19 protein-coding genes are annotated in these 20,230 nt (G+C 70.0%); 15 read left to right on the top strand and 4 right to left on the bottom strand.

The features are described from left to right. Positions 1-119: 119 nt before the first annotated feature. The 10 genes from D7X96_RS22520 (at position 120) to D7X96_RS22475 (ending at position 11,667) form a co-directional block, all read left to right on the top strand. Positions 120-2,306, top strand: coding sequence for a prolyl oligopeptidase family serine peptidase (locus tag D7X96_RS22520; protein WP_233609838.1), 2,187 nt, complete (start codon positions 120-122; stop codon positions 2,304-2,306). 194 nt (positions 2,307-2,500) lie between these two features. Further along, positions 2,501-4,954 (top strand): endopeptidase La, encoded by a 2,454-nt coding sequence (gene lon / locus D7X96_RS22515; protein WP_120549146.1) that lies wholly within the window; start codon positions 2,501-2,503, stop codon positions 4,952-4,954. Between the two features lie 168 nt (positions 4,955-5,122). Then, a complete protein-coding gene (locus D7X96_RS22510; protein ID WP_121770684.1) occupies positions 5,123-6,784 on the top strand; it encodes a peptide ABC transporter substrate-binding protein in 1,662 nt (553 codons plus the stop codon). Positions 6,785-6,787: 3 nt separating this feature from the next. Then, positions 6,788-7,672: an ABC transporter permease subunit gene (locus tag D7X96_RS22505; protein WP_120549145.1), complete on the top strand. Its 885-nt coding sequence runs from the start codon at positions 6,788-6,790 to the stop codon at positions 7,670-7,672. Continuing rightward, on the top strand, positions 7,669-8,481 hold the full coding sequence (locus tag D7X96_RS22500) for an ABC transporter permease subunit (protein WP_121770678.1): 813 nt from the start codon (positions 7,669-7,671) through the stop codon (positions 8,479-8,481). Before D7X96_RS22505 ends, D7X96_RS22500 begins: the two co-directional genes overlap by 4 nt. A 65-nt stretch (positions 8,482-8,546) precedes the next feature. After that, a complete protein-coding gene (locus D7X96_RS22495) occupies positions 8,547-8,996 on the top strand; it encodes a response regulator (RefSeq protein ID WP_120549169.1) in 450 nt (149 codons plus the stop codon). A 60-nt stretch (positions 8,997-9,056) separates the two neighbouring features. After that, positions 9,057-9,602 (top strand): YqgE/AlgH family protein, encoded by a 546-nt coding sequence (locus D7X96_RS22490; protein WP_120549168.1) that lies wholly within the window; start codon positions 9,057-9,059, stop codon positions 9,600-9,602. Beyond that, a complete protein-coding gene (locus D7X96_RS22485) occupies positions 9,602-9,859 on the top strand; it encodes a BolA family protein (protein WP_120549143.1) in 258 nt (85 codons plus the stop codon). Before D7X96_RS22490 ends, D7X96_RS22485 begins: the two co-directional genes overlap by 1 nt. 17 nt (positions 9,860-9,876) lie before the next feature. Further along, positions 9,877-10,197 carry a Grx4 family monothiol glutaredoxin gene (gene grxD / locus D7X96_RS22480; RefSeq protein ID WP_120549142.1) on the top strand — a complete coding sequence of 107 codons (321 nt, stop codon included), beginning with the start codon at positions 9,877-9,879 and terminating at the stop codon, positions 10,195-10,197. A gap of 93 nt (positions 10,198-10,290) precedes the next feature. After that, the gene (locus tag D7X96_RS22475) at positions 10,291-11,667 is read left to right on the top strand and encodes a DUF2914 domain-containing protein (RefSeq protein ID WP_121723269.1); all 1,377 of its coding nucleotides are present in this window, start codon (positions 10,291-10,293) and stop codon (positions 11,665-11,667) included. Here the strand turns inward: D7X96_RS22475 and D7X96_RS22470 are convergent. Then, positions 11,648-12,388: a 16S rRNA (uracil(1498)-N(3))-methyltransferase gene (locus tag D7X96_RS22470; protein WP_121770683.1), complete on the bottom strand. Its 741-nt coding sequence runs from the start codon at positions 12,386-12,388 to the stop codon at positions 11,648-11,650. The genes D7X96_RS22475 and D7X96_RS22470 overlap by 20 nt on opposite strands. Positions 12,389-12,483: 95 nt before the next feature. On the opposite strand from D7X96_RS22470, the gene D7X96_RS22465 reads away from it, so the two are divergent. Further along, the gene (locus D7X96_RS22465) at positions 12,484-13,668 is read left to right on the top strand and encodes a tRNA-uridine aminocarboxypropyltransferase (RefSeq protein WP_120549140.1); all 1,185 of its coding nucleotides are present in this window, start codon (positions 12,484-12,486) and stop codon (positions 13,666-13,668) included. 9 nt (positions 13,669-13,677) lie between these two features. Here the strand turns inward: D7X96_RS22465 and D7X96_RS22460 are convergent, their stop codons facing one another. Next, positions 13,678-14,769 (bottom strand): acyltransferase family protein, encoded by a 1,092-nt coding sequence (locus D7X96_RS22460; protein ID WP_233610125.1) that lies wholly within the window; start codon positions 14,767-14,769, stop codon positions 13,678-13,680. Between the two features lie 140 nt (positions 14,770-14,909). Between D7X96_RS22460 and D7X96_RS39625 the strand changes: the two genes are divergently transcribed. The 3 genes from D7X96_RS39625 (at position 14,910) to D7X96_RS22445 (ending at position 17,465) form a co-directional block, all read left to right on the top strand. Further along, positions 14,910-15,686, top strand: coding sequence for a YfiM family lipoprotein (locus tag D7X96_RS39625; protein WP_147468370.1), 777 nt, complete (start codon positions 14,910-14,912; stop codon positions 15,684-15,686). A 189-nt stretch (positions 15,687-15,875) separates the two neighbouring features. Then, on the top strand, positions 15,876-16,988 hold the full coding sequence (locus D7X96_RS22450; RefSeq protein ID WP_121724721.1) for a cytochrome-c peroxidase: 1,113 nt from the start codon (positions 15,876-15,878) through the stop codon (positions 16,986-16,988). 27 nt (positions 16,989-17,015) lie between these two features. After that, on the top strand, positions 17,016-17,465 hold the full coding sequence (locus D7X96_RS22445; protein WP_120549136.1) for a hypothetical protein: 450 nt from the start codon (positions 17,016-17,018) through the stop codon (positions 17,463-17,465). Positions 17,466-17,517: 52 nt separating this feature from the next. Here D7X96_RS22445 and D7X96_RS22440 read toward each other — a convergent pair whose 3' ends face one another. Further along, complete coding sequence (locus D7X96_RS22440) at positions 17,518-18,993, bottom strand: right-handed parallel beta-helix repeat-containing protein (protein ID WP_121770677.1); 1,476 nt, start codon at positions 18,991-18,993, stop codon at positions 17,518-17,520. 171 nt (positions 18,994-19,164) lie between these two features. Between D7X96_RS22440 and D7X96_RS22435 the strand changes: the two genes are divergently transcribed. After that, on the top strand, positions 19,165-19,668 hold the full coding sequence (locus tag D7X96_RS22435) for a hypothetical protein (protein WP_120549134.1): 504 nt from the start codon (positions 19,165-19,167) through the stop codon (positions 19,666-19,668). An 11-nt stretch (positions 19,669-19,679) separates the two neighbouring features. On the opposite strand, the gene D7X96_RS22430 is transcribed toward D7X96_RS22435, so the two are convergent. Beyond that, positions 19,680-20,230: proline and serine-rich protein 1 family protein (locus D7X96_RS22430; protein ID WP_121770676.1), on the bottom strand; the 551-nt coding region annotated here is incomplete at its 5' end.

Genomic DNA, 20,230 nt, shown 5'->3' with positions numbered 1-20,230 from the left:
GACCGGGACGCGCCCTTCGTCTTTCCCAGGGGGCATCCAGGCGTGGCGCGGCCCACGCTTTTTTGCGGGCCGGGGCGGGGGGCTTCTTGTATCTGCTGTACCCCATGAGAAAGCTCCTCATGCCTGCCCTGCTGTCGCTCGTGGCGTGCACCTCCGCGAAGGAAGCCACGCGTGACGAAGCCCCCGCCGCGTCCCCAGCGACGCAGAGCGCTCCGGCCCAGGAGGGCCCTTCCCGCATGGCCTACCCGGCGACCCGTTCCGACGCGGTGATGGACACGCTGCATGGACAGCAGGTGGCGGACCCGTACCGCTGGCTGGAGGACGAGAAGGCCCCGGAGGTCCAGGCCTGGATGAAGGCGCAGGACGGCTTCGCCCGCGCCGCGCTGGAGAAGCTGCCGGGCCGCGCCGCGCTGGAGAAGCGCTTCACGGAGCTGTTCTACGTGGACTCCGTGACGGCGCCGTTCCGCCGGGGCAACCGCTTCTTCTACATGCGGACCCACAAGGACAAGGAGAAGGCCATCGTCTACTGGAAGGACGGCGAGTCCGGACAGGAGAAGGTGCTGCTGGACCCCAACGCCATGAGCAAGGACGCCCCGGTGTCCCTGGGCCGCTGGGTGCCGTCGTGGGACGGCAAGCGCGTGGCCTTCGCGGTGCGCCCCAACGCCGCGGACGAGGCCACCCTGCACGTCATCGACGTGGACACCGGTGAGTGGTCCAAGGTCGACGTGATCGAGGGCGCGAAGTACGCCAACACGAACTGGACCCCGGACGGCAAGGGCTTCTACTACGAGTGGCTGCCCACGGACGCCTCCATCCCGGTGGACGCGCGCCCGGGCTACACCGAGCTCAAGTTCCACAAGCTGGGCGAGGACCCGAAGAAGGACGTCGTGGTGCACGAGCGCACCGGCGACCCGACGACGTTCCTCCAGGGCGACCTGTCGCGCGACGGCAAGTACCTCTTCGCCTCCATCCTGCGCGGCTGGAGCGAGAACGACGTCTACTGGAAGCACCCGGCGGACAAGGACTGGCGGCTGCTCGTGAAGGGCAAGGGCGCCAAGTACACCGTGCTCGCGTGGAAGGACCGCTTCTACGTCGTCACCGACGAGGGCGCCCCGCGCCAGCGCATCTTCGCCGTGGACCCCAGGAAGGCGGACCGGGCGAACTGGAAGGAGCTGGTGCCGGAGGACCCCAAGGCCACGCTGGAGAGCGTGTCGCTGGTGGGCGGCCACCTGGCGCTGGAGTACCTCAAGGACGTGACGACGGAGCTGCGTATCACCACGCTGGAGGGCAAGCCGGTGCGCACCGTGCAGCTGCCCGGCGTGGGCGCCGCCAGCAACCTGACGGGCCTGGAGGACCAGGACGACGCGTACTTCTCCTACAGCTCCTTCACCACGCCCCGGCAGGTGTACCGGACGTCCGTGAAGAGCGGGAAGGTGGACCTGTGGGCGAAGGTGGAGGTGCCCATGGACCCGGACGCGTACACCACGGAGCAGGTCTTCTTCACGTCGAAGGACGGCACGAAGGTGCCCATGTTCCTCGTCCACAAGAAGGGCCTGAAGAAGGACGGCAACGCGCCCACGCTGCTGTACGGCTATGGCGGCTTCCTCGTCAGCATGCAGCCCTCCTTCCGCGCCAGCATCCTGCCGTGGCTGGACGCGGGCGGCGTCTACGCGGTGGCCAACCTGCGCGGCGGCGGTGAGTACGGCACCGCGTGGCACGAGGCGGGCCGGGGCGCGAACAAGCAGAACGTCTTCGACGACTTCGCGGGCGCGGCCGAGTACCTGGCGAAGGAGAAGTACACGCAGGCCAAGAAGCTGGCCATCTACGGCGGCAGCAACGGCGGCCTGCTGGTGGGCGCGGCCATGACGCAGCGCCCGGAGCTGTACGGCGCGGTGGTGTGCGGGGTGCCGCTCCTGGACATGGTGCGCTTCCACCTGTTCGGCAGCGGGCGGACCTGGGTGCCGGAGTACGGGTCGGCGGAGGACGCTGGTCAGTTCAAGACCCTGTACGCCTATTCGCCCTACCACCACGTGAAGCAGGACGTGCGGTACCCGGCGCTCCTGATGATGAGCTCGGACCACGACGACCGCGTGGACCCCATGCACGCGCGCAAGTTCGTGGCGGCGGTGCAGAACGCGAAGGGCAATTCCGCGCCCACGCTGCTACGCATCGAGGCGAACGCGGGTCACGGAGGGGCGGACCAGGTGGCCAAGGCCATCGAGTCCAGCGTGGACATGTATGCCTTCCTCTTCCAGGCGCTGGATGTCGCCCGGCCGGATGCCGGGGTAGCGGCCGAGAGCCGCTAGAATGGCGGGAGGACACACCCCTGCCTCTCGGTGTTCCCTTGAAGGCAGGGGGCGGACCCCTCATCTTGAGCGGGGAACGGGTCCTGCGACCGGCGTGTTATAGAGCAGCGTTTCACCCTGCATGCGCGCCAGGCGGGCATGTGGGCAACTCTTGAAGGGCTTGCCTGTTTGGCAGGCCAGCGGGTGGCGGATACATGTTCTTCGGACGTGACGACAAGAAGGAAGCCCAGAAGCGGGGACTCACCATCCCGCTCTTGCCCCTTCGGGACATCATCGTGTTCCCGCACATGGTGGTTCCGCTGTTCGTCGGCCGGGAGAAGTCCATCGCGGCCTTGAAGGACGCGATGGCCCACAAGGGGCCGGATGACAAGGCAGTCATCCTGCTGGCCGCCCAGAAGAAGGCCAAGACGAACGACCCCTCGCCCGACGACATCTTCCACTTCGGCACCATCGGCCACCTCATCCAGCTCCTCCCGCTGCCCGACGGCACGATGAAGGTCCTGGTGGAGGGCGTGCGCCGCGCCAAGGTGAAGAAGTTCCACCCCAACGACTCGTTCTTCATGGTCGAGGTGGATGAAGTCGAGGAGACGCTGGAGAAGAGCGTGGAGCTGGAGGCGCTGGTGCGCTCCGTCCACTCCGTCTTCGAAGCCTTCGTGAAGCTCAACAAGCGCATCCCGCCGGAGATGCTGATGCAGGTCGCCAGCATCGACGACCCGGCGCGCCTGGCGGACACCATCGTCGCGCACCTGTCGTTGAAGCTGAACGACAAGCAGGCGCTGCTCGAGACGGAGTCTCCGGCCAAGCGCCTGGAGAAGCTCTACGAGCTGATGCAGGGCGAGATCGAAATCCTCCAGGTGGAGAAGAAGATCCGCACGCGCGTCAAGAAGCAGATGGAGAAGACCCAGAAGGAGTACTACCTGAATGAGCAGATGCAGGCCATTCAGAAGGAACTGGGTGAGCGCGACGAGTTCAAGAACGAGATCCAGGAGATTGAAGAGAAGCTGAAGAACAAGCGGATGAGCAAGGAGGCCACGCTCAAGGTCAAGAAGGAACTGAAGAAGCTCCGGATGATGAGCCCGATGAGCGCCGAGGCCACGGTCGTCCGCAACTACATCGACTGGATCATCAGCCTGCCCTGGTACGACGAGACCCAGGACCGGCTGGACGTCACCGAAGCGGAGCGGGTGCTCAACGAGGACCACTACGGCCTGAAGAAGCCGAAGGAGCGCATCCTCGAGTACCTGGCCGTGCAGCAGCTGGTGAAGAAGTTGAAGGGCCCCGTGCTGTGCTTCGTCGGTCCTCCGGGCGTGGGCAAGACGTCGCTCGCGCGCAGCATCGCGCGGGCCACGGGCCGCAAGTTCGTGCGCCTGTCCCTGGGCGGCGTGCGTGACGAGGCCGAAATCCGCGGTCACCGCCGCACGTACATCGGCGCGATGCCGGGCAAGCTCATCCAGTCCCTGAAGAAGGCGGGCAGCAACAACCCCGTGTTCCTCCTGGACGAGATCGACAAGATGTCCACGGACTTCCGTGGCGACCCGAGCGCGGCGCTGCTGGAGGTGCTGGACCCGGAGCAGAACCACAACTTCAATGACCACTACCTGGACCTCGACTACGACCTGTCCAAGGTGATGTTCATCTGCACCGCGAACACGATGCACAACATCCCCGGTCCGCTGCAGGACCGCATGGAGGTCATCCGCATCGCGGGCTACACGGAGCCGGAGAAGCTCTCCATCGCGCGGCGCTACCTGATTCCGAAGGAGCAGGAGGCCAACGGCCTCGCGGACCTGAAGATCGACATCACCAACGACGCGCTGAAGACCATCGTGCACCGGTACACGCGCGAGTCGGGTGTGCGCTCGCTGGAGCGTGAGATTGGCGGCGTGTTCCGCAAGATTGCCCGCGACGTGCTGAAGAACGGCAAGCGGGACCTCATCGAGGTGGACCGCAAGCAGGCGATGAAGTTCCTGGGCACGCCCCGCTTCCGCTACGGCGTGGCGGAGCGCGAGGACCAGGTGGGCATCGTCACGGGCCTCGCGTGGACGGAGCTGGGTGGCGAAATCCTCACCACGGAAGCCACGTCCATGCCGGGCAAGGGCAAGCTCATCATCACCGGCAAGCTGGGTGAGGTGATGCAGGAGTCCGCCCAGGCCGCCATGTCCTACGTGCGCAGCCGCGCGGAGCGCTTCGGCATCGACCGCAAGGTGTTCGAGAACTACGACATCCACGTCCACCTGCCGGAGGGCGCGATTCCCAAGGACGGTCCGTCCGCGGGCGTCACCATGGCCACGGCGCTGGTGAGCGCGCTGACGCGCGTGCCGGTCCGCAAGGACGTGGCGATGACGGGTGAAATCACGCTGCGCGGCCGCGTGCTGCCCATCGGCGGTCTGAAGGAGAAGACGCTGGCGGCGCACCGGGCGGGCATCAAGACGGTCCTGATTCCGAAGGCGAACAAGAAGGACCTGAAGGACATCCCGCTGAAGATCCGCAAGGCGCTGCGCATCGTCCCGGTGGAGTTCGTGGACGACGTGCTGCGTGAGGCGCTCGTGCTGGAGAAGCCGGAGGAGTTCGGCCGCAAGGGCGCCGGGGACAACCTGAAGCCGGGGCTGTCCGTGACGGAAGCGGTGTCCACGCCCTCGCAGGCCTGAAGTTGAGCTTCCGGCCCCTTGAGGGGGCCGGGCAGTGACGAAGCCAGGATGCCGGCCGACCAGGAGTCGCCGGTCTCCTGGCTTCTCTCTTTTTTGCGCGCGGGTCGGGGTACAACGCGGGGAGTGGCCCCCCGCGCGCGAATTTTGTCCTACTCCCTGGTGCTGGTGATGGCCGCGGCCTGCGGGCCGTGCGGCTTCCAGCCCGAGCCGGGCGTGAAGGTGGTGGTGCCGGCGATGCCCACCACGCTCGACTGGAGCCATTCGGATCCGCAGAGCTGGGTGAACTACCCGGTGATGCTGGCCACGCAGAAGGGGCTCACCACGCTGGGGGCGGACCACTCGGTGCAGCCGGGCCTGGCGGAGCGGTGGGAGCGCGAGACGGACGCGGCCGGGCATGAGGTCTACACGTTCCACCTGCGTCCGGAGGTGACGTGGTCGGACGGTTCTCCCGTCACGGCGCGCGACTTCGTCTTCGGTTGGCACCGGGCGCTCCTGGGCCGCGAGCGCGGCGAGATGGCGGACCTGGAGGGCGCGGAGGCGGTGCTCGCGCTGCTGGAGCGCGGGGCTCCGGAGGCGGAGGTGAAGGGTGCGCTGTCCAGGGTTGGAGTGGAGGCGGTGGATGCCCGGACGCTGCGGGTGACGCTTGCCCGGCCCCGGAGCTACTTCCTGGCGCGGCTCGCGAACGTGTACCTGTTCTTTCCCGCGCCTTCGGCGGACCTGGAGGGGAAGCCGGACGAGGCGGTGCGCGACTACTTCGACCGGCCTCGCGACGGGCGTCCGCTGGCGGTGGGGCCCTATCGCGTCGAGCGGTGGGACCGCGCGGGTGAGCGCGTCCGGCTGGTCTACAACCCGCGCAGCGCGTTTCCGCCGCCGCTGGGACCGGGTGAGACGCCGGCGCCGGTGCTGACGCTGATGAAGTCGGAGATCGGCCCGGCGCTGTATGAGCGGGGCCGGGTGGACTTCGTGTTCGTGGACAGCGCGGCGGCGCTGCGTGGGATGCGGGCCGCGGACCTGAAGCGTGAGCCGCTGTTGTCCACGTACTTCCTGGCCTTCAACACGGAGCGCCCGCCGTTGGACCGGCCGGAGGTGCGCCAAGCGCTGGCGCGGGCGTTGGACCGGGAGGCGCTGCTCGCGGGGCTCTTGCCCGCCGCGCGTGCGACGAACGTGTTGCTGCCTCCGGAGCTTCCGGAGGCGGCGACGCCGGAGCAGGCGGCGCGGCTGCCTCGCTACGAGCCGGAGCGGGCGAAGGCGGAGCTGGCGGGGGCGAAGGGGTTGGACCGGCCGCTGCGGCTGGTGGTGAAGGCGGGGGATTCGTTCGTGCCAGAGGAGGCGCTGGCGGAGCGCATCGCCGCGCAGCTGGCGAAGGTGGGCGTGCGGGTGGTGGTGGATTCGCGGTCGGACTACTCCGCGGAGGTGGCGCGCAGGACGCCGCAGGGGCCTCGTGCGTATGACCTGTACCTGCGGCGGTTGGGCGCGGACTACGCGCACCCGAACACGTTCTTCACGCTGTTCGAACGGCAGGGCAACCACCAGACGGGCTGGGAGACGCAGGACGGCGGCGAGCCGATGCGCCGCTTCGAGCTGCTGCTGGAGGAGGCGGACGGCGACCCGGACCCCGTGCACGCGCGCGAGCTGTACGCGAAGGCGCAGGAGGTGCTGGTGGGGGAGCAGGCCGTCATCGCGCCGCTGTACCACCCGGACCGCTACTTCCGCGCGCGGGCCCGGCTGCACGGCCTGGACGTGGATCCGTTCAACTTCCTCGCGCTGCGCGCGCTGCGACTGGGGCCGGATGAGTCGGCCTCGGCTCGCGCGGAAGGGCAGGGGCCCTAGCGCATGCGCCTCATCGCGACGCGCCTCGTGCGCCAGCTTGTGCTCGTGCCGGTGGTGGCGGTGGCCTCGTACTTCCTCATGGCCGCGCTGCCGCTCACCACGGAGAGCGACAACAAGCGTCAGGTGTCTCCGGAGCTGGCGGCTTCGTACCAGCGGGACCTGGGCATCGGTGAACCGCTCGGGTTCCTTCGTCCCTGGGAGAAGCTGTTCGCCGGAGAGCGCCTGGGCACCAGTGCTCAGGGCATCACCGGGGATGAGCTGCTGCAGAAACTCTCCGGCAGCGTGGGCGTGGGGCTCGTCGCGCTTCCTCTCGCGCTGGCCTGGGCCGTGGGCTTCGCGCTCCTTCGCACCCGGTGGCGGCGGGGCCGCTTCGCCGTGCTCGGGGACGTGCTCCCGGCCATCGCCTTCGGGACGCCCGTGTTCATCCCCGCGCTGCTGCTGGCTCCGGCCGTGGTGGAGCGCGGACACCTGCTGCCGGAGCTTTGCGCGGCCGTGGTCATCGCCATCTGGCCGGGGACCTTCCTGGGCACGCTCGTGGGCGATGCCCTGGAGACCGAGCTGTCCCGCGACTACGTGCGCACCGCGCTCAGCAAGGGCCTGGACCCTGGCACCGTGCTGCGCCGCCATGTGCTTCCCAACGTGTGGCCCGCGCTCCTGGATGCCGTGACTCCCGTCGCCACGGCCCTGCTCGCGGGTTCGTTCGCCGCGGAGCGCGTCTTCGGGTTGCCCTACTTCGGCCAGCTCTACGTGCTCGCCGTGCTCAACAAGCAGGTCGCCGTCGTCGTCGTGTCCACCACCACCTTCGCCACCGTGCTCGTCGTCGTGAGCCTCACCGTGGAGCTCTTGCGCATGCTCGTGGATCCGCGCGCCCGGGAGGCCCGCGCTTGAGCCGCGTTCCCCTGCGCGCCTGGGTGGGGCTGGTCCTCCTCGTGGGCCTGGGCCTCTTGAGCCTCGTGGCCGGACGCCTGTTCCCCGATGCTCTTGCGCGGACCTGTCCGCTTGGCTGGGACCTCAACCGCCCGGACCGGAGCGTGTGCGAGCTGGCCTTCGGTGGCCTGTGGGTGTCCCTGGCCGTGGGGCTCGCGGCCGGTGCGCTGTCCACCGTGGTGGGGCTGGCCGTCGCGGCGCTCGCGCGGCTGTCCGGCGGCGTGACGGAGCAGGTGGTGCTTCGCGCCGTGGATGCCATGTTCGCGCTGCCCGACGTGCTCGTGGTGATGGTGCTCCAGCTCGCCGGCCAGTCCCTCATGGACGCGGGCATGGGCGGCGGCCTGGGGCCCTTTGGTTTGATGGTGACGTCGCTGGCCCTGGTGGGCTGGGCCGGCCCCGCGCGCATGTTCCGAGACCGCCTGGCCACGCTGGAGGGCCAGGAGTACGTGGCCGCCGCTCGCGCCCTGGGCGGTGGCGGGGTGCACATCCTGCGCGTGCACCTGTGGCCGCTGTTGCGCCCCTTCGTGCTCGCCGTATTCCTCAGCCGCCTGCCGAACGCCATCCTCACCGAGTCCACGGTGAGCTTCTTCGGCATCGCCCGCATGGAGCCCATGTCCCTGGGCCGCTACCTGGGGACCTCCTACGCCGCGCTCATCTACGAGGGCGGCGGCCGCGTGGTGATTCCCGCCTGGGGACTGCTCGTGCTGCTGGTGCTCGGCGCCTCGCTTGCCTCACAGGCACTGGGGGGAGGTCGCCGTCGCCAAGTGTGAGGAATGCCGCACATTGGGGAGAAGGTTTCACTCGAACGGAAACCCTTTGCCCTCAGGTGAACACCATGTCGCTCCCGACGGAAGAAATCCCCCTCTCGCCTGCCCGTGATGAGCGTCCGCGCGACGACGGTCTGCGCAAGGAGATGGTCCGCGGCGCGGTGCTGGTGGTGGAAGACGACGCCGCGCACCGCGAGCTCCTGGTGGAGCTGGTGAGCACCTGGGGCTACGACGCCATGCCCGTGGGCAGCGCGGAGGAGGCCGAGTTCGCCGTGCGCAACAAGCGCATGGACGCCGCCATCGTGGACGTGTTCCTGCCCGGCAGGAGCGGCACCACCCTCATGTCCAAGCTGCGCGAGAAGTTCCCGCAGGCCGTGCTCATTGGCGTCAGCGCAATGAGCGACGCGGCCACCGCGCGCAAGTGCAAGGGCCTGGGCGCGGACCTCTTCATCGGCAAGCCGTTGGATCCGGAGAAGCTGGCCAAGGCGCTGAAGTCCAAGCACCAGAGCTGGCACTGAGTGCGGCAGGGGAGCGGGTTCCGGTTGCACACCCCCGCCGGACACCCGATGCTCCCTGGCGTGAAGAACCTTGCCTCCGGCTTCCTGCTGGCCATGCCCCAGCTTGGAGACCCGAACTTCTACCGGTCGGTCATCCTGATGATCGAACACGGGGAGACGGGCTCCATGGGGCTCGTCGTGAACCGGGGAGCGCCCCTGACGCTCGGTGAGCTGGCGCGCGGTCAGTCGATGGACATCTCGACGGACCGCGTGTCGCAGCCGGTGTTCGTGGGCGGCCCGGTGGAACCTCAGCGGGGCTTCGTCCTGCACGACGATGACTCCGTCGCGGAGAAGCACACCGTCCTGCCCGGCCTCTACCTGAGCGTCACCCTGGACGCGCTGGGGCCCCTGTTGCAACGGACGAACCCGCGCGTGCGCTTCTGCCTGGGGTACGCGGGCTGGGGGCCCAAGCAGCTGGAGAGCGAAATCGCCGCGGGCTCGTGGCTGTACGCGGACGCCACCGCGGACGCGGTGCTGGGGCAGGACCCGGCGAAGTTGTGGGATGCCACCCTGCGCGGGCTGGGCGTGGACCCGGCCATGCTGGTGATGGGAAAGGGGATGAACTGATGCTCGACGCAGAGACGCTTCGCCGTTACCTCCTGGACGCCCTGCCGGGCTCGGAGGTGGAGTTGAACGACACCACGGGGACGGGAGACCACTTCGAGGCGCGCGTCGTCTCCCCCGCCTTCACCGGCAAGACGATGGTGGAGCAGCACCAGCTGGTGTACGCGCCGCTGCAGCCGTGGCTGAAGTCCGGCGAGCTGCACGCGCTGGCGCTCAAGACCTATTCGCCCGAGCAGTGGAAGAAGCTCGGGAACCGCTGAAGAAGGAGCAACGACTCATGGATCCGACCCTCAAGGCCCAGTTCGACGAGACGGTGAAGACGCACCCCATCGTCCTCTTCATGAAGGGCAACGCCCTGTTCCCCCAGTGCGGCTTCTCCGCGCGCGCCCTGCAGCTGTTGCAGCAGACGGGCACCCCGGTGCACACGGTGGACGTGCTGGCGGACCCCAACGTGCGCCAGGGCATCAAGGACTACTCCAACTGGCCCACGATTCCGCAGATCTACATCCACGGGAAGTTCGTGGGCGGGTCGGACATCCTGATGGAGCTGGCCGAGCGCGGCGAGCTGCAGGACCTGGTCGCCGCCGGCGGCAAGTAGGCGCTTCCAGAGGGAGCGGGGCCGGGGGGAAGACCCGGGCCCCGTCCCCCGCGTAGACTGGGCGGCGGTCGCCAAGAGGGGTTGAAAGCCGCCGTGCTCACCGTCACACCGCCTGAGTCGAAGCCGCAGGACGCGTCCAACGAAGTGCCCGGCGTGCCGGTCGAGGGCGGATTGCCGCCTCCCGGCGCGAACGTCGCGGTCGCCACGCCCGGCGCCGCGGTCGTGGATCCGGACGACCTGGTCAGCACGGAGAAGACGCCCACGCTGGTGGACCGCGTGCAGGCGTTCCGCGCGAGGTACGAGAAGCAGGAGATGGCCCTCTTCTTCTTCGCGGGCTTTCTCTACGACGTCCTCACGCTGAGCCCCGTCGACGACGCGCTCACGGGGGTCCAGAACTTCGTCTACCTGGCCATCCTCGCGGGCCTGCTCGTGCTGGAGCAGCGCTACCCGGAAGGCGCGGAGCCGCCGAAGCTGCTGGCGAAGGTGTGGCGCTTCCGCGAGGACGCGCTGCACTTCTTCCTGGGCAGCCTGCTGAGCGCGTTCACGCTGTTCCTCTTCAAGAGCTCGTCGGGTTTCACGCCGCTGCTGTTCATGGCGGGCATGTTCGGCCTGCTGGTGGCCAATGAGCTGCCGCGCTTCCGGCAGCTGGGCCCCGTCATCCGCGTGGCCGTCTTCAGCCTGTGTGTGACGCTGTACTTCGCGTCGCTGCTGCCGGTGCTCTTCGGACGGGTGGGGTGGTGGATCTTCACGCTGTCCGTCGTGCTGGGGTGTGGGAGCATTTATGGGCTGCTTCGCGTGCTCAAGCGGTGGCGGCCGGATGAGAAGGCGCTGCTGCGCACGGTGGCGATTCCCGGCTTCGGCGCGCAGGCGATGCTGCTCGCGTGCTACTTCCTGGGCGTGATTCCGCCGGTGCCCCTGGCGGTGCAGTACAGCGGCATCTACCACCAGGTGAAGCGCGTCTCCCCGGGCGTGTATCACCTGACGTCGGAGGCGCAGCCCTGGTGGAAGGTCTGGACGGCGTTCCACCACGGCGACCAGGACTTCATGGTCCGGCCCGGCGAGCAGCCGGTGTACTTCTTCCGCATCTTCGCGCCCAAGGGCTTCGAGCCGTATCGCGTGCGCGTGCGCTGGTTCCATGACCACCCGGAGAAGGGCTGGACGGCGCTGGGCAAGGGCTTCCTGGCCAGCGTGAGCAGCAATGGCTCCGAGGGCGGCTACCGCTACTACGCGCAGCCGGGCACCACGCCCAAGCCGGGCGACTGGCGCGTCGTGCTGGAGACGGAGGACGGGCATGAAATCAACCGCCTGAGCTTCACCGTCACCGAGGACACGCGCACCGAGCCTCGCGAGGAGAAGGTGGACGTGTCCGTGCTCAAGGTCACCAAGCCGCTGCCGCTGGAGGACTGGCAGAAGCTCCAGCCTCCTGCTCCGGTGCCAGCCCCGGCGGCTGCTACGGCGCCGGCGCCTTGAGCAGCGTCACCTGACCCAGCAGCACCGGCACCGCCGTCTCCACGCGCAGGATGCGGGGGCCCAGTGAGAAGGGCTGGAAGGCGTGCGCCTCCAGCAGCTGGGCCTCGAAGGGCACCCAGCCGCCGTCCGGACCGATGGCGAGCACCACCCTCGTGGCGCTCGCGATGTCCCCGGCCTGGAGGGAGTGGGCGGCGGGCGGGTGGGGGAGCAGGCGCAGGGCCTCCGGGCCGAAGACGGTGTCCAGCTCGTCCTCGACGAAGGGGCGGAAGCGCTCGCGGATGAGCACCTCCGGCAGGCGCGTGTCGCGGGCCTGCTCCAGGCCCTGGAGGAGCAGCTCGCGGACGAAGGCCTCGTTGAGCACCTTGGAGTCGAAGTAGCTCTTCTCCACGCGGGCCGCGTTCACCAGCACGATGCGGTCCACGCCCAGCGACGCCACGGCGGGCAGGACCTTCTTGAGCGCCTTGGGGCGCGGGATGGCCAGCAGCAGGTCCACGCCGGCCCGGGGCGGGGGCGCTTCGGTCAGGTCCACGCGCAGGTGGAGCACGCCGGGCGAGTTCTCCAGCACCTCGCCCGTGCCGGTGAGGCCGTTGAGGCGGCCCACGCGCAGGGATTCGCCGGGTTCGGCCTTGAGGACCTCGCGGGCGTGCTGGGCGCGGCGGCCGGTGAGGCGGGCGGTGCCGTCCGGCTGGAAGTCCTCGTCGAAGAGCAGGAGCAGGTTCACGGTCCCCTCCATGTAGCCGTTCCCGGCCGGGCAGGGGAGGGGGCGAGCAGGGCGTCCCGGCCGCTTCGCCCGAGGGCGTGATAAAGGGCCTCACCGTGCGTACCTTCTGCATCAAGTGTCTGCGTCCTGAAAGCGCGTGCTACTGCGCGCACGTCCCCCAGCTCCAGACGCGCACGCGCGTGGTGTTCCTCCAGCATCCCCGCGAGCGGCGCGTGGCCATTGGCACGGCGCGCATGGCGCACCTGTCGCTGCCCAACTCGGAGCTGCACCGGGGCGTGGACTTCACCGGCCACGCCCGGCTGGCGGAGCTGGCGAAGCACCCGGAGCGCGTCGCGGTGCTCTTCCCGGGCGAGGACGCCATCTCCGTGGAGGAGGCCCAGGCGAACCCGCCGGAGACGCTCATCGTCGTGGACGGCACCTGGCCCCAGGCGAAGAAGGTGGTGATGCGCAACCCGGTGCTCGCGGCGCTGCCGCGCATCGGCTTCGTGCCTCGCCGCCCGAGCAACTACCGCATCCGCGCGGAGCCGGCGGACCACTGCGTCTCCACCATCGAGGCGGTGGCGGAAATCCTGGGCCAGCTGGAGGGCAAGCCGGACTACTTCGACCGCATGCTGGGCGCGTTCGAGTTCATGGTGGACACGCAGCTGGAGCGGCAGGAGACGCGCACCGGGCCCAACCGCCGCCGCATCTACAAGGGCGAGTGGCGCCCGCCGCTGGAGCTGCGCTCGCTGGCGGACGCCTCGGAGCGCCTGGTGCTCTTCTACGCGGAGGCGAACGCGCACCCGCTGGAGAGCGGGATTCCTCCGGAGCTGGTGCACCTGGTGGCGGTCCGCTACGCGACGGGCGAGCGCTTCGAGGCCGTGATCGCGCCGGAGCAGCCGCTGGCGCACAGCACGCCCCTGCACGTCGAGCTGACGGAAGAGGAGCTGCGCGCCGGTGAGCCGCGCGCCCAGGCGCTGGCCCGCTTCGAGGCCTTCCTGCGCCCGGACGACGAGCTGACGGTGTGGACCACGTTCGCCCTGGACCTGCTGAGGAACGGGGGCCTGGCGCGCAGGGCCGCGCGCAACGTGCGGCTGGCCACGGCGCGGGCGCTCAAGGGCAAGGCGGGCGGCGTGGAGCAGGCCGTGGAGCTGCTCAAGGCGCCCCAGGTGGCCACGTGGGCCCGGGGCCGCGCGGGCCGCCGCATCAGCGCGCTGGAGTCCGTGACGCGCGAGCTGGTGGCGCGTGGAAACGCCACCGAGCCTCCCGCGAAGCTGCCGCGCACCGGCTCCGGAGGCTGAAAGCCGCGCCTACTGGCCCAGGCGCGCGGTGCCCACGCTGGCGCCCAGCGTGGTGGAGCCGGCGCGCCAGGGACGGGCCTGCTCGCGGGCCCAGCGGCCCAGGCGGGCGACGAGGTAGCAGCCCACCAGCAGCGCCACGGAGACGCCCATCGCCGCGGCCATGCCCAGCCGGGGACCGATGCGCTGCGAGAGGCCCGCGATGTCCGCCCAGCCGTACACCACCGGCAGGTGCAGCACGTAGATCCACAGCGACAGCCGGCCCAGCGGCGCCAGCAGGCCGCTCAAGCGCTGTGGCAGCAGGTTCACCACGCCCAGCACCAGCAGGCCCTGCGCCACGCGGTACATCACCATCGTGGGGCTGGTGGGCGTCCACTCCACGGGCACCTGGTGGGTGAGCCCCAGCAGCGCCCCGCCCAGCGCGAGCAGCGAGAAGCCTTGCGCCAGGCCCGGCTTGAGCAGGTGCAGAAGCTGCGCGGCGAACGCGCCCGCGAAGAAGAAGCCCGCCCAGGGGAAGAACGGGAAGCGGCTGCCCTCCCCGTTGCCAATGAACTGCTGCAGCGGCACCGGCAGGTGCTCGCCCGCGTGCCACATCCCGGCGCTCGCCAGCGGGATGCCCACCGCCAGCCCGCCCAGGAGCAGCGCCCGCGCGCCCCGGTTCGGCGTCACCACCAGCGCCATCGCGCCCAGCAGCAGCGCCGCGCCAATGCACTGGAGCGCGTCGAACTGGAACACCTTGCGCAGCATGGCATCACTGAAGCCCAGCTCACGCACCGCGCCCCAGCCCGGCCAGTGCAGCAGGTAGCCCAGGAAGAGCAGCAGCAGCGCCCGGCGGAAGCGGCGGCCGAAGGAGTCCTTCGCGGCCCCAGGCTTCGTGCCCAGCGCCATCACCACCGCCCAGCCGCTCACCAGCAGGAACAGCGGCGCGGTGATGCCCCGGAGCTTCCAATACTCCTGGACCCACGGGTGGTCCCGGAACGCGGGCGCCAGCAGCGCATCCAGCGTGTGACCCATCACCATGGCGAGCACGGCCAGTCCTCGCGCGCCATCCAGCGCGGGGTGCCGGGTCTGCCGGAAGTTGAGCGAGGGAGCGAAGCCTTTCAAAACGGTCCGAGCATAAGCCCAGCTTCGGGCCTCGTCTCCAAAACGCACCCACCGTGGGGGTCGGCAAGCGTGGAAACGACCCGGATTTTCACTCCCGGCCCAGGTCGCACCCCGTGTGGGGGATGCTACAGGATGGATGCATGTCCACCCGTCCCGCGCTCGCCGCCCTCGTGCTCCTGGCCGCTCCGGCCTCCGTCCGCGCCGCGTCTGGCGATGACTGGTTTGGCAGCGACAAGCCCAGACACTTCGCGGCGTGCGCGGGCGCCACGGGCGTGGGCTATGGCGTGGGCGCGGCGCTGTTTGATTCGCCGGGCGCGCGGGCGCTCACCGGCGTGGGGCTGGGGTTGGGCGTGGGGCTGGGCAAGGAGGTCTACGACCGGGCTCGCGGCAGCGTCTTCTCCGTGAAGGACCTGGCGTGGGACACCGCCGGGACCGCCACGGGGCTACTGGCCGCGTTCCTCGTGGACCGGTTCATCACCGAGGTGCTCCTGCCCCCGCCCCGCACTGTCGTCTCCGAGCGTGGTGGCGGGCGCGTCCGGACGGGCGCGGCGCTCCACGAACTTCAGCAGCAGGTCGCGTTGCAGCCGGGGCTCCACCAGCAGCATGCGGCCTTCGGCGTCCTCCGAGTCGGAGACGAGCACGGTCACCTGACGGCGCGGGCACTGGTTCATGCAGCCCGTGGGCGTGATGCGCACCTGTCCGGCGAGGCCCCGCTCGGCCAGCTCTCCCTGGAGCCAGCGCGGCAGGTCCTGCCCGCCGCTCCGGGCGCACTTGCCCAGACACTTGCGGCAGACGAGCACGTCCACCTGTCGCCCCTTGCCGCCCGAGTCACCGTCCTGCATCCGCCGTCCTCCGTGGCGCCGCGCTTCCATGCGGACGCGCCGCTGCGTGTCCCCGGCACGCCGCCGGGTCCTTGAAGAAGAGGTAGCGGCGCGGAGATTGTTCCGCAGAGGCCCCGGGCCGCGTCCGCCGGGCCGCCATGCGGGCAGGCGCTGCCGGACTGATGGCACGGGAAAGCCCACGCGGTGGGTGCGACGTTCCGTCCCGAAGCCAGCCGCCCGGGTCACTGGTACGGTGCGCTCCACTGCTGACGGGAGGCTCCGCACATGACACGAAATCGACTGCTGCTCGGGTTCACCCTGTCGGTGATGGCCACCGGTTGCGAGCAGCGCTCCGCCGAGAAGGCACCCGAGGTGAAGTCTCCCGCACCCGCTCCGGTGGTGGCGCAGGCCGCGGCTCCCAAGCCGCCGGATGCCGAGGCGGTGGCGAAGCTGGCGGCGCACTTCTTCCAGGCGCCTCGCAACCAGGCGCCGCTGCCCGAGGACACCGCGGAGCAGGTGGCCCTGGGGCGCATGCTCTTCCACGAGCCCCGGCTGTCGAAGAACCACGACGTGTCCTGCAACAGCTGCCACGGGCTCGACACCTTCGGCGTGGACAACAAGGCGCTGTCGGAAGGGCACAAGAAGCAGAAGGGCAGCCGCAACTCGCCCACCGTCTACAACGCGGCCCACCACATCGCGCAGTTCTGGGACGGCCGCGCGGCCACGCTGGAGGCCCAGGCGGAAGGGCCCATGATGAACCCGGTGGAGATGGCCATGCCGGACGCGAAGCGCGTCGAGGCCACGCTGTCCTCCATCCCCGAGTACACCACGCGCTTCCGCGCCGCCTTCCCCAAGACGGGCAAGCCCGTGACGCTGGCGAACGCCGCCCGGGCGCTGGCCGCCTTCGAGCGCACGCTCACCACGCCGTCGCGCTTCGACCGCTTCCTCGCCGGGGAGCACGCGGCCCTGAGCGCGCAGGAGCAGCGCGGCCTGGAGGCCTTCGTCACCACCGGCTGCACCACGTGCCACAACGGCCCGGCGGTGGGCGGCGCGTCGTTCCAGAAGCTGGGGCTGGTGGAGGCCTACCCGGCGCTCACCGACGCGGGCCGCTTCGACGCGACGAAGAACGAGGACGACCGGGGCTACTTCCGCGTGCCCACCCTGCGCAACGTGGAGATGACCGGGCCCTACCTGCACGACGGCAGCGTGAAGGACCTGCCCACCATGGTGCGCCTGATGGGCCGCTACCAGCTGGGGCGCACGCTGAAGGACGGCGAGGTGGACGACCTGGTGGCCTTCCTCAAGAGCCTCACCGGCGAGCTGCCCCCCGCCGAGCGCATCTCCGCGCCGCCCCTGCCTCCCAGCACGAAGCGCACGCCCAAGCCCGACCCATCGTAGCCCGGCGGGTGCTAAACCCTCGCGCCCATGACCTTCTTCTTTCATCTCCACTCGGGCCTTCGCTACCTGGTGCTGCTGTCCGGCGTCATCGCGCTCGCGTACTTCGCGTTCGCTGCCGCCACGAAGCGCCCGTTCGACAAGGTGGGGCGCATCATCGGCGCGTCCTACTCCGGGTTCCTGCAGCTGCAGTTGCTCGTGGGCGTTGGCGTGCTGGTGACGCGCGGGTACTACCCGGCGCTCATCGGGCACATCGTGATGATGGTGCTGGCGGTGGGCGCCATCCAGGGCCCGCTGGGCGCCACCCGGCGGCGCGCGGCGGCCGCGAGCGCGGGCCCGGAGTCCCCGGAGTCCGGTGACGCGAAGCGCGTGCCGCCCGGCTACGTGGCGGTGCTCGTGGGCGCGCTGGTGTCGCTGGCGCTGGTGGCGGGCGGCATCCTGGCCATCCGGCCGGGCCTGTTCGTCTCCACCGCGTTCTAGCAACCCGCGGCGAAGCGGCTGGGGCCTCCAGCCGCCTCGCGCGTGACTTCAACTAGCGGCGGGCGCGCCGGCGCAGGGCCAGCGGCGTGAGCAGCATGAGGAGCGCGGGCAGCAGGCCCGGGCTCGCGCTGCAGCCGCCGTCCTCATCCTCGTCATTGCCCGGGTTCTCCTTCTCCGGGCCGGAGCCCGCGTCCGGGTTGCCGCCCGTGCCCGCGTCCGGAGTGCCGCCGGTGCCCGCGTCGACACCCGCGTCCGTGGTGCCGGTGCCCGCGTCCGTGCCGCCGCCGGTGCCCGCATCCGTGCCGCCGCCGGTGCTCGCGGAGCAGTTGCCCAGCGAGTGCTCCAGGGCGCCCAGCGTGGTCGTGGCGGGGCGGGCGCGCCCGCAGAAGTCCTCCGGCACCAGGGCGTTCCGCGGGCCCGTTCCAATGGCCGACACGTCACCCTTGAGCGTCAGGTCGCCCTTGAGCGGATCCACGTACCAGGACGTGAAGGTGGCGGTGGGCACGCTCGACTTGTTCGTGCTCTGGGTGACGGTGGCGCTGTCGCGGGTGCGGATGGGGCCCGACATCACGTTGCCAATGGCCTCGCCGGTGGACGCGGCGTAGCGGTAGTCCACGCCCGTCGTTCCAACGAACGTGTTGAACAGCACGCGCGTGTTCGCGGCCTTGTTCAGGTAGACGGCCACGTCCGAGCAGTTGGCCACGATGTTGTTGCGGATGATGCCGTCCGTGTGCTCCGGCGAGCACGGCACGGCCGGGTCGAAGGCCGGCGCACAGAACTGGTTGCCGGTGCCGCCACCGCCGAAGGACAGGCCGATGCGCGTGTCATTCGCGCCCGTGAGCGGCAGGTCCTTCACGCACAGGACGCGGTTGCGCTCGAAGAGGCCCCGCTTGCCGCCGCTCTTCATGAAGGCGCCGTAGGGAATGCCGCCGCCCTGCCTGGCGAAGTCGTGAATCTCGTTGTCGCGGACCACCCAGTCATCGCCCGTGTCGATGTTCAGCTTGTTGACGGGCGTGGACGTCGCGCGCGCGCGCGTGTCGTAGATTTCATTGCGCTCGATGAGGCCCTTGTGCGGCATCTCCCAGACGCCGCTGCCGTTCTGCGACGCGTTCGCCTTGAGCTGCGAGTTGAAGTCGCGCACGCGGCTGTTGCGCAGCACGAAGTTCTCCGCGTGACCGGTGACGTGGAAGGCGTGCTCGCAGTTCTGGTCGTTCGCGCAGATGCCCTCCACGGTGAGGCCGTCGAAGGTCCAGTAGCGGCCGGACACCTTGAAGCCCTCCAGCGCGTTGAAGCGCACGACGGCCGCGTGGCGGTTCTTCGCTCGCACCGTGATGGGCGCGGCCTGGGTGCCCTCCGCCGAGCAGCTCAGGTTCGCGTTGACGGTGTACGTGCCGTCCTCCAGGACGATCTCGTCGCCGGCCTTCGCGGACGACAGCGCGGCCTGGAGTTCGGTCACGGTGGAGACGCTCTTCACGGCCGCGCTGCCCGTCAGTGGCAACAGGAGCAGCGCGAGGGAAACGGTTCTCAAGGGGGGGACTCCCGGGAGGGGGGTGGTGGAGGACCCCGACGCTACCGGATTTCCACGCAAAGCAGGCAGCCTGGCGTGCGCCGCCATCCCGGCTGCTAGGGAAAGGGCGTGGGCGTGAGCACCTGTCGTCCCATGGCTCGCCAACACAGAGAGTCCGGGTGGGGACGTCCCATGCTCGCCATGCCTGCGCTGGTCGGGGGGCTCTTGCTGGCCCCGGGCGCGCTCGCGCTGCCGGAGAAGGGGCAGCCGCTGCCGGAGTTCGCCGCGAAGGACCTGACGGCCCGGCCGCATGAGAGCGAGGAGCTGAAGGGGGCGCCCACCCTGATGGTCGTCATCACCGACAAGGACGCGGGGGACAGGATGCGCGGCTGGTTCGCGGAGGCGGACCGGCACCTGGAGGACTCGGTGCGGCGCCAGTCGCTCATCACCCTCAAGCTGCCGTTCTTCGTCAGCGAGGGGACCGCGCGGGGCAAGGCGAAGGGCCAGGTGCCCAGGGACTACTGGCAGTCCACCTGGATGGACAAGAACGGCGGCATGGCCAAGGCGCTGGGACTCTCCTCCAGCGACACGCCCTACGTCCTGGCGCTGGACGCGCAAGGGCGGGTGGTGGCCAGCGTGCATGCCACCGCGGACTCGCCGGAGGCGCGGGCCATCTGGTCCGCGCTCCGGCGCTGAAGCATCGAAGGCTAGTAGTGGCCGCCGCTGTCGAGGATGGACTGGAGCTTCTCCTTGTCATTGGAGAAGGGGAAGGCCTGGTACAGCTGGTAGCCGTTCTGCGGATCCAGCAGCGTGGGCCGCATGATGCGCACCACCTCCAGCTTGTCGTTGGAGAAGGAGAACTGACCCAGCACCGTCAGGATGTGCGACACGAGGAAGTTCTCGTTCGGAGCCACCTGCGACAGGATGCGCAGCTTCTCGCGCGGGAAGGACTCGCGCACCATCGCCTGGGTGATGCTGCGGAACTGCGCGTCCGGGATGGGGCGCACCACCGGCGGCGGGGGTGGCATCGGCTGCTGGGGAAGCGGGATGCCCGTGCCGTACGGCGCGGCGTCGTCCACGTACTCGCTCAACTTGTCCAGTTGCTCCATGGCGGCGCGGATGGCCTCGCGGCCCTTGGCGTCCTTGGTGCGGGACATCGCGTCGCGCAGCGCGCTCTCCATCCGGTCGATGCGGCGCTCCACCTGCTCACGGTCGACGATGGCCAGGTTGCGCGCGGGCGGCGGCGGCGGGGCCGGGA

It is taken from the genome of Corallococcus interemptor, assembly GCF_003668875.1.
Classification (GTDB): Bacteria; Myxococcota; Myxococcia; order Myxococcales; family Myxococcaceae; genus Corallococcus; species Corallococcus interemptor.
The sequence above is the reverse complement of the archived record's forward strand: the minus strand, read 5'-3'. Positions and strand labels throughout refer to the sequence as shown.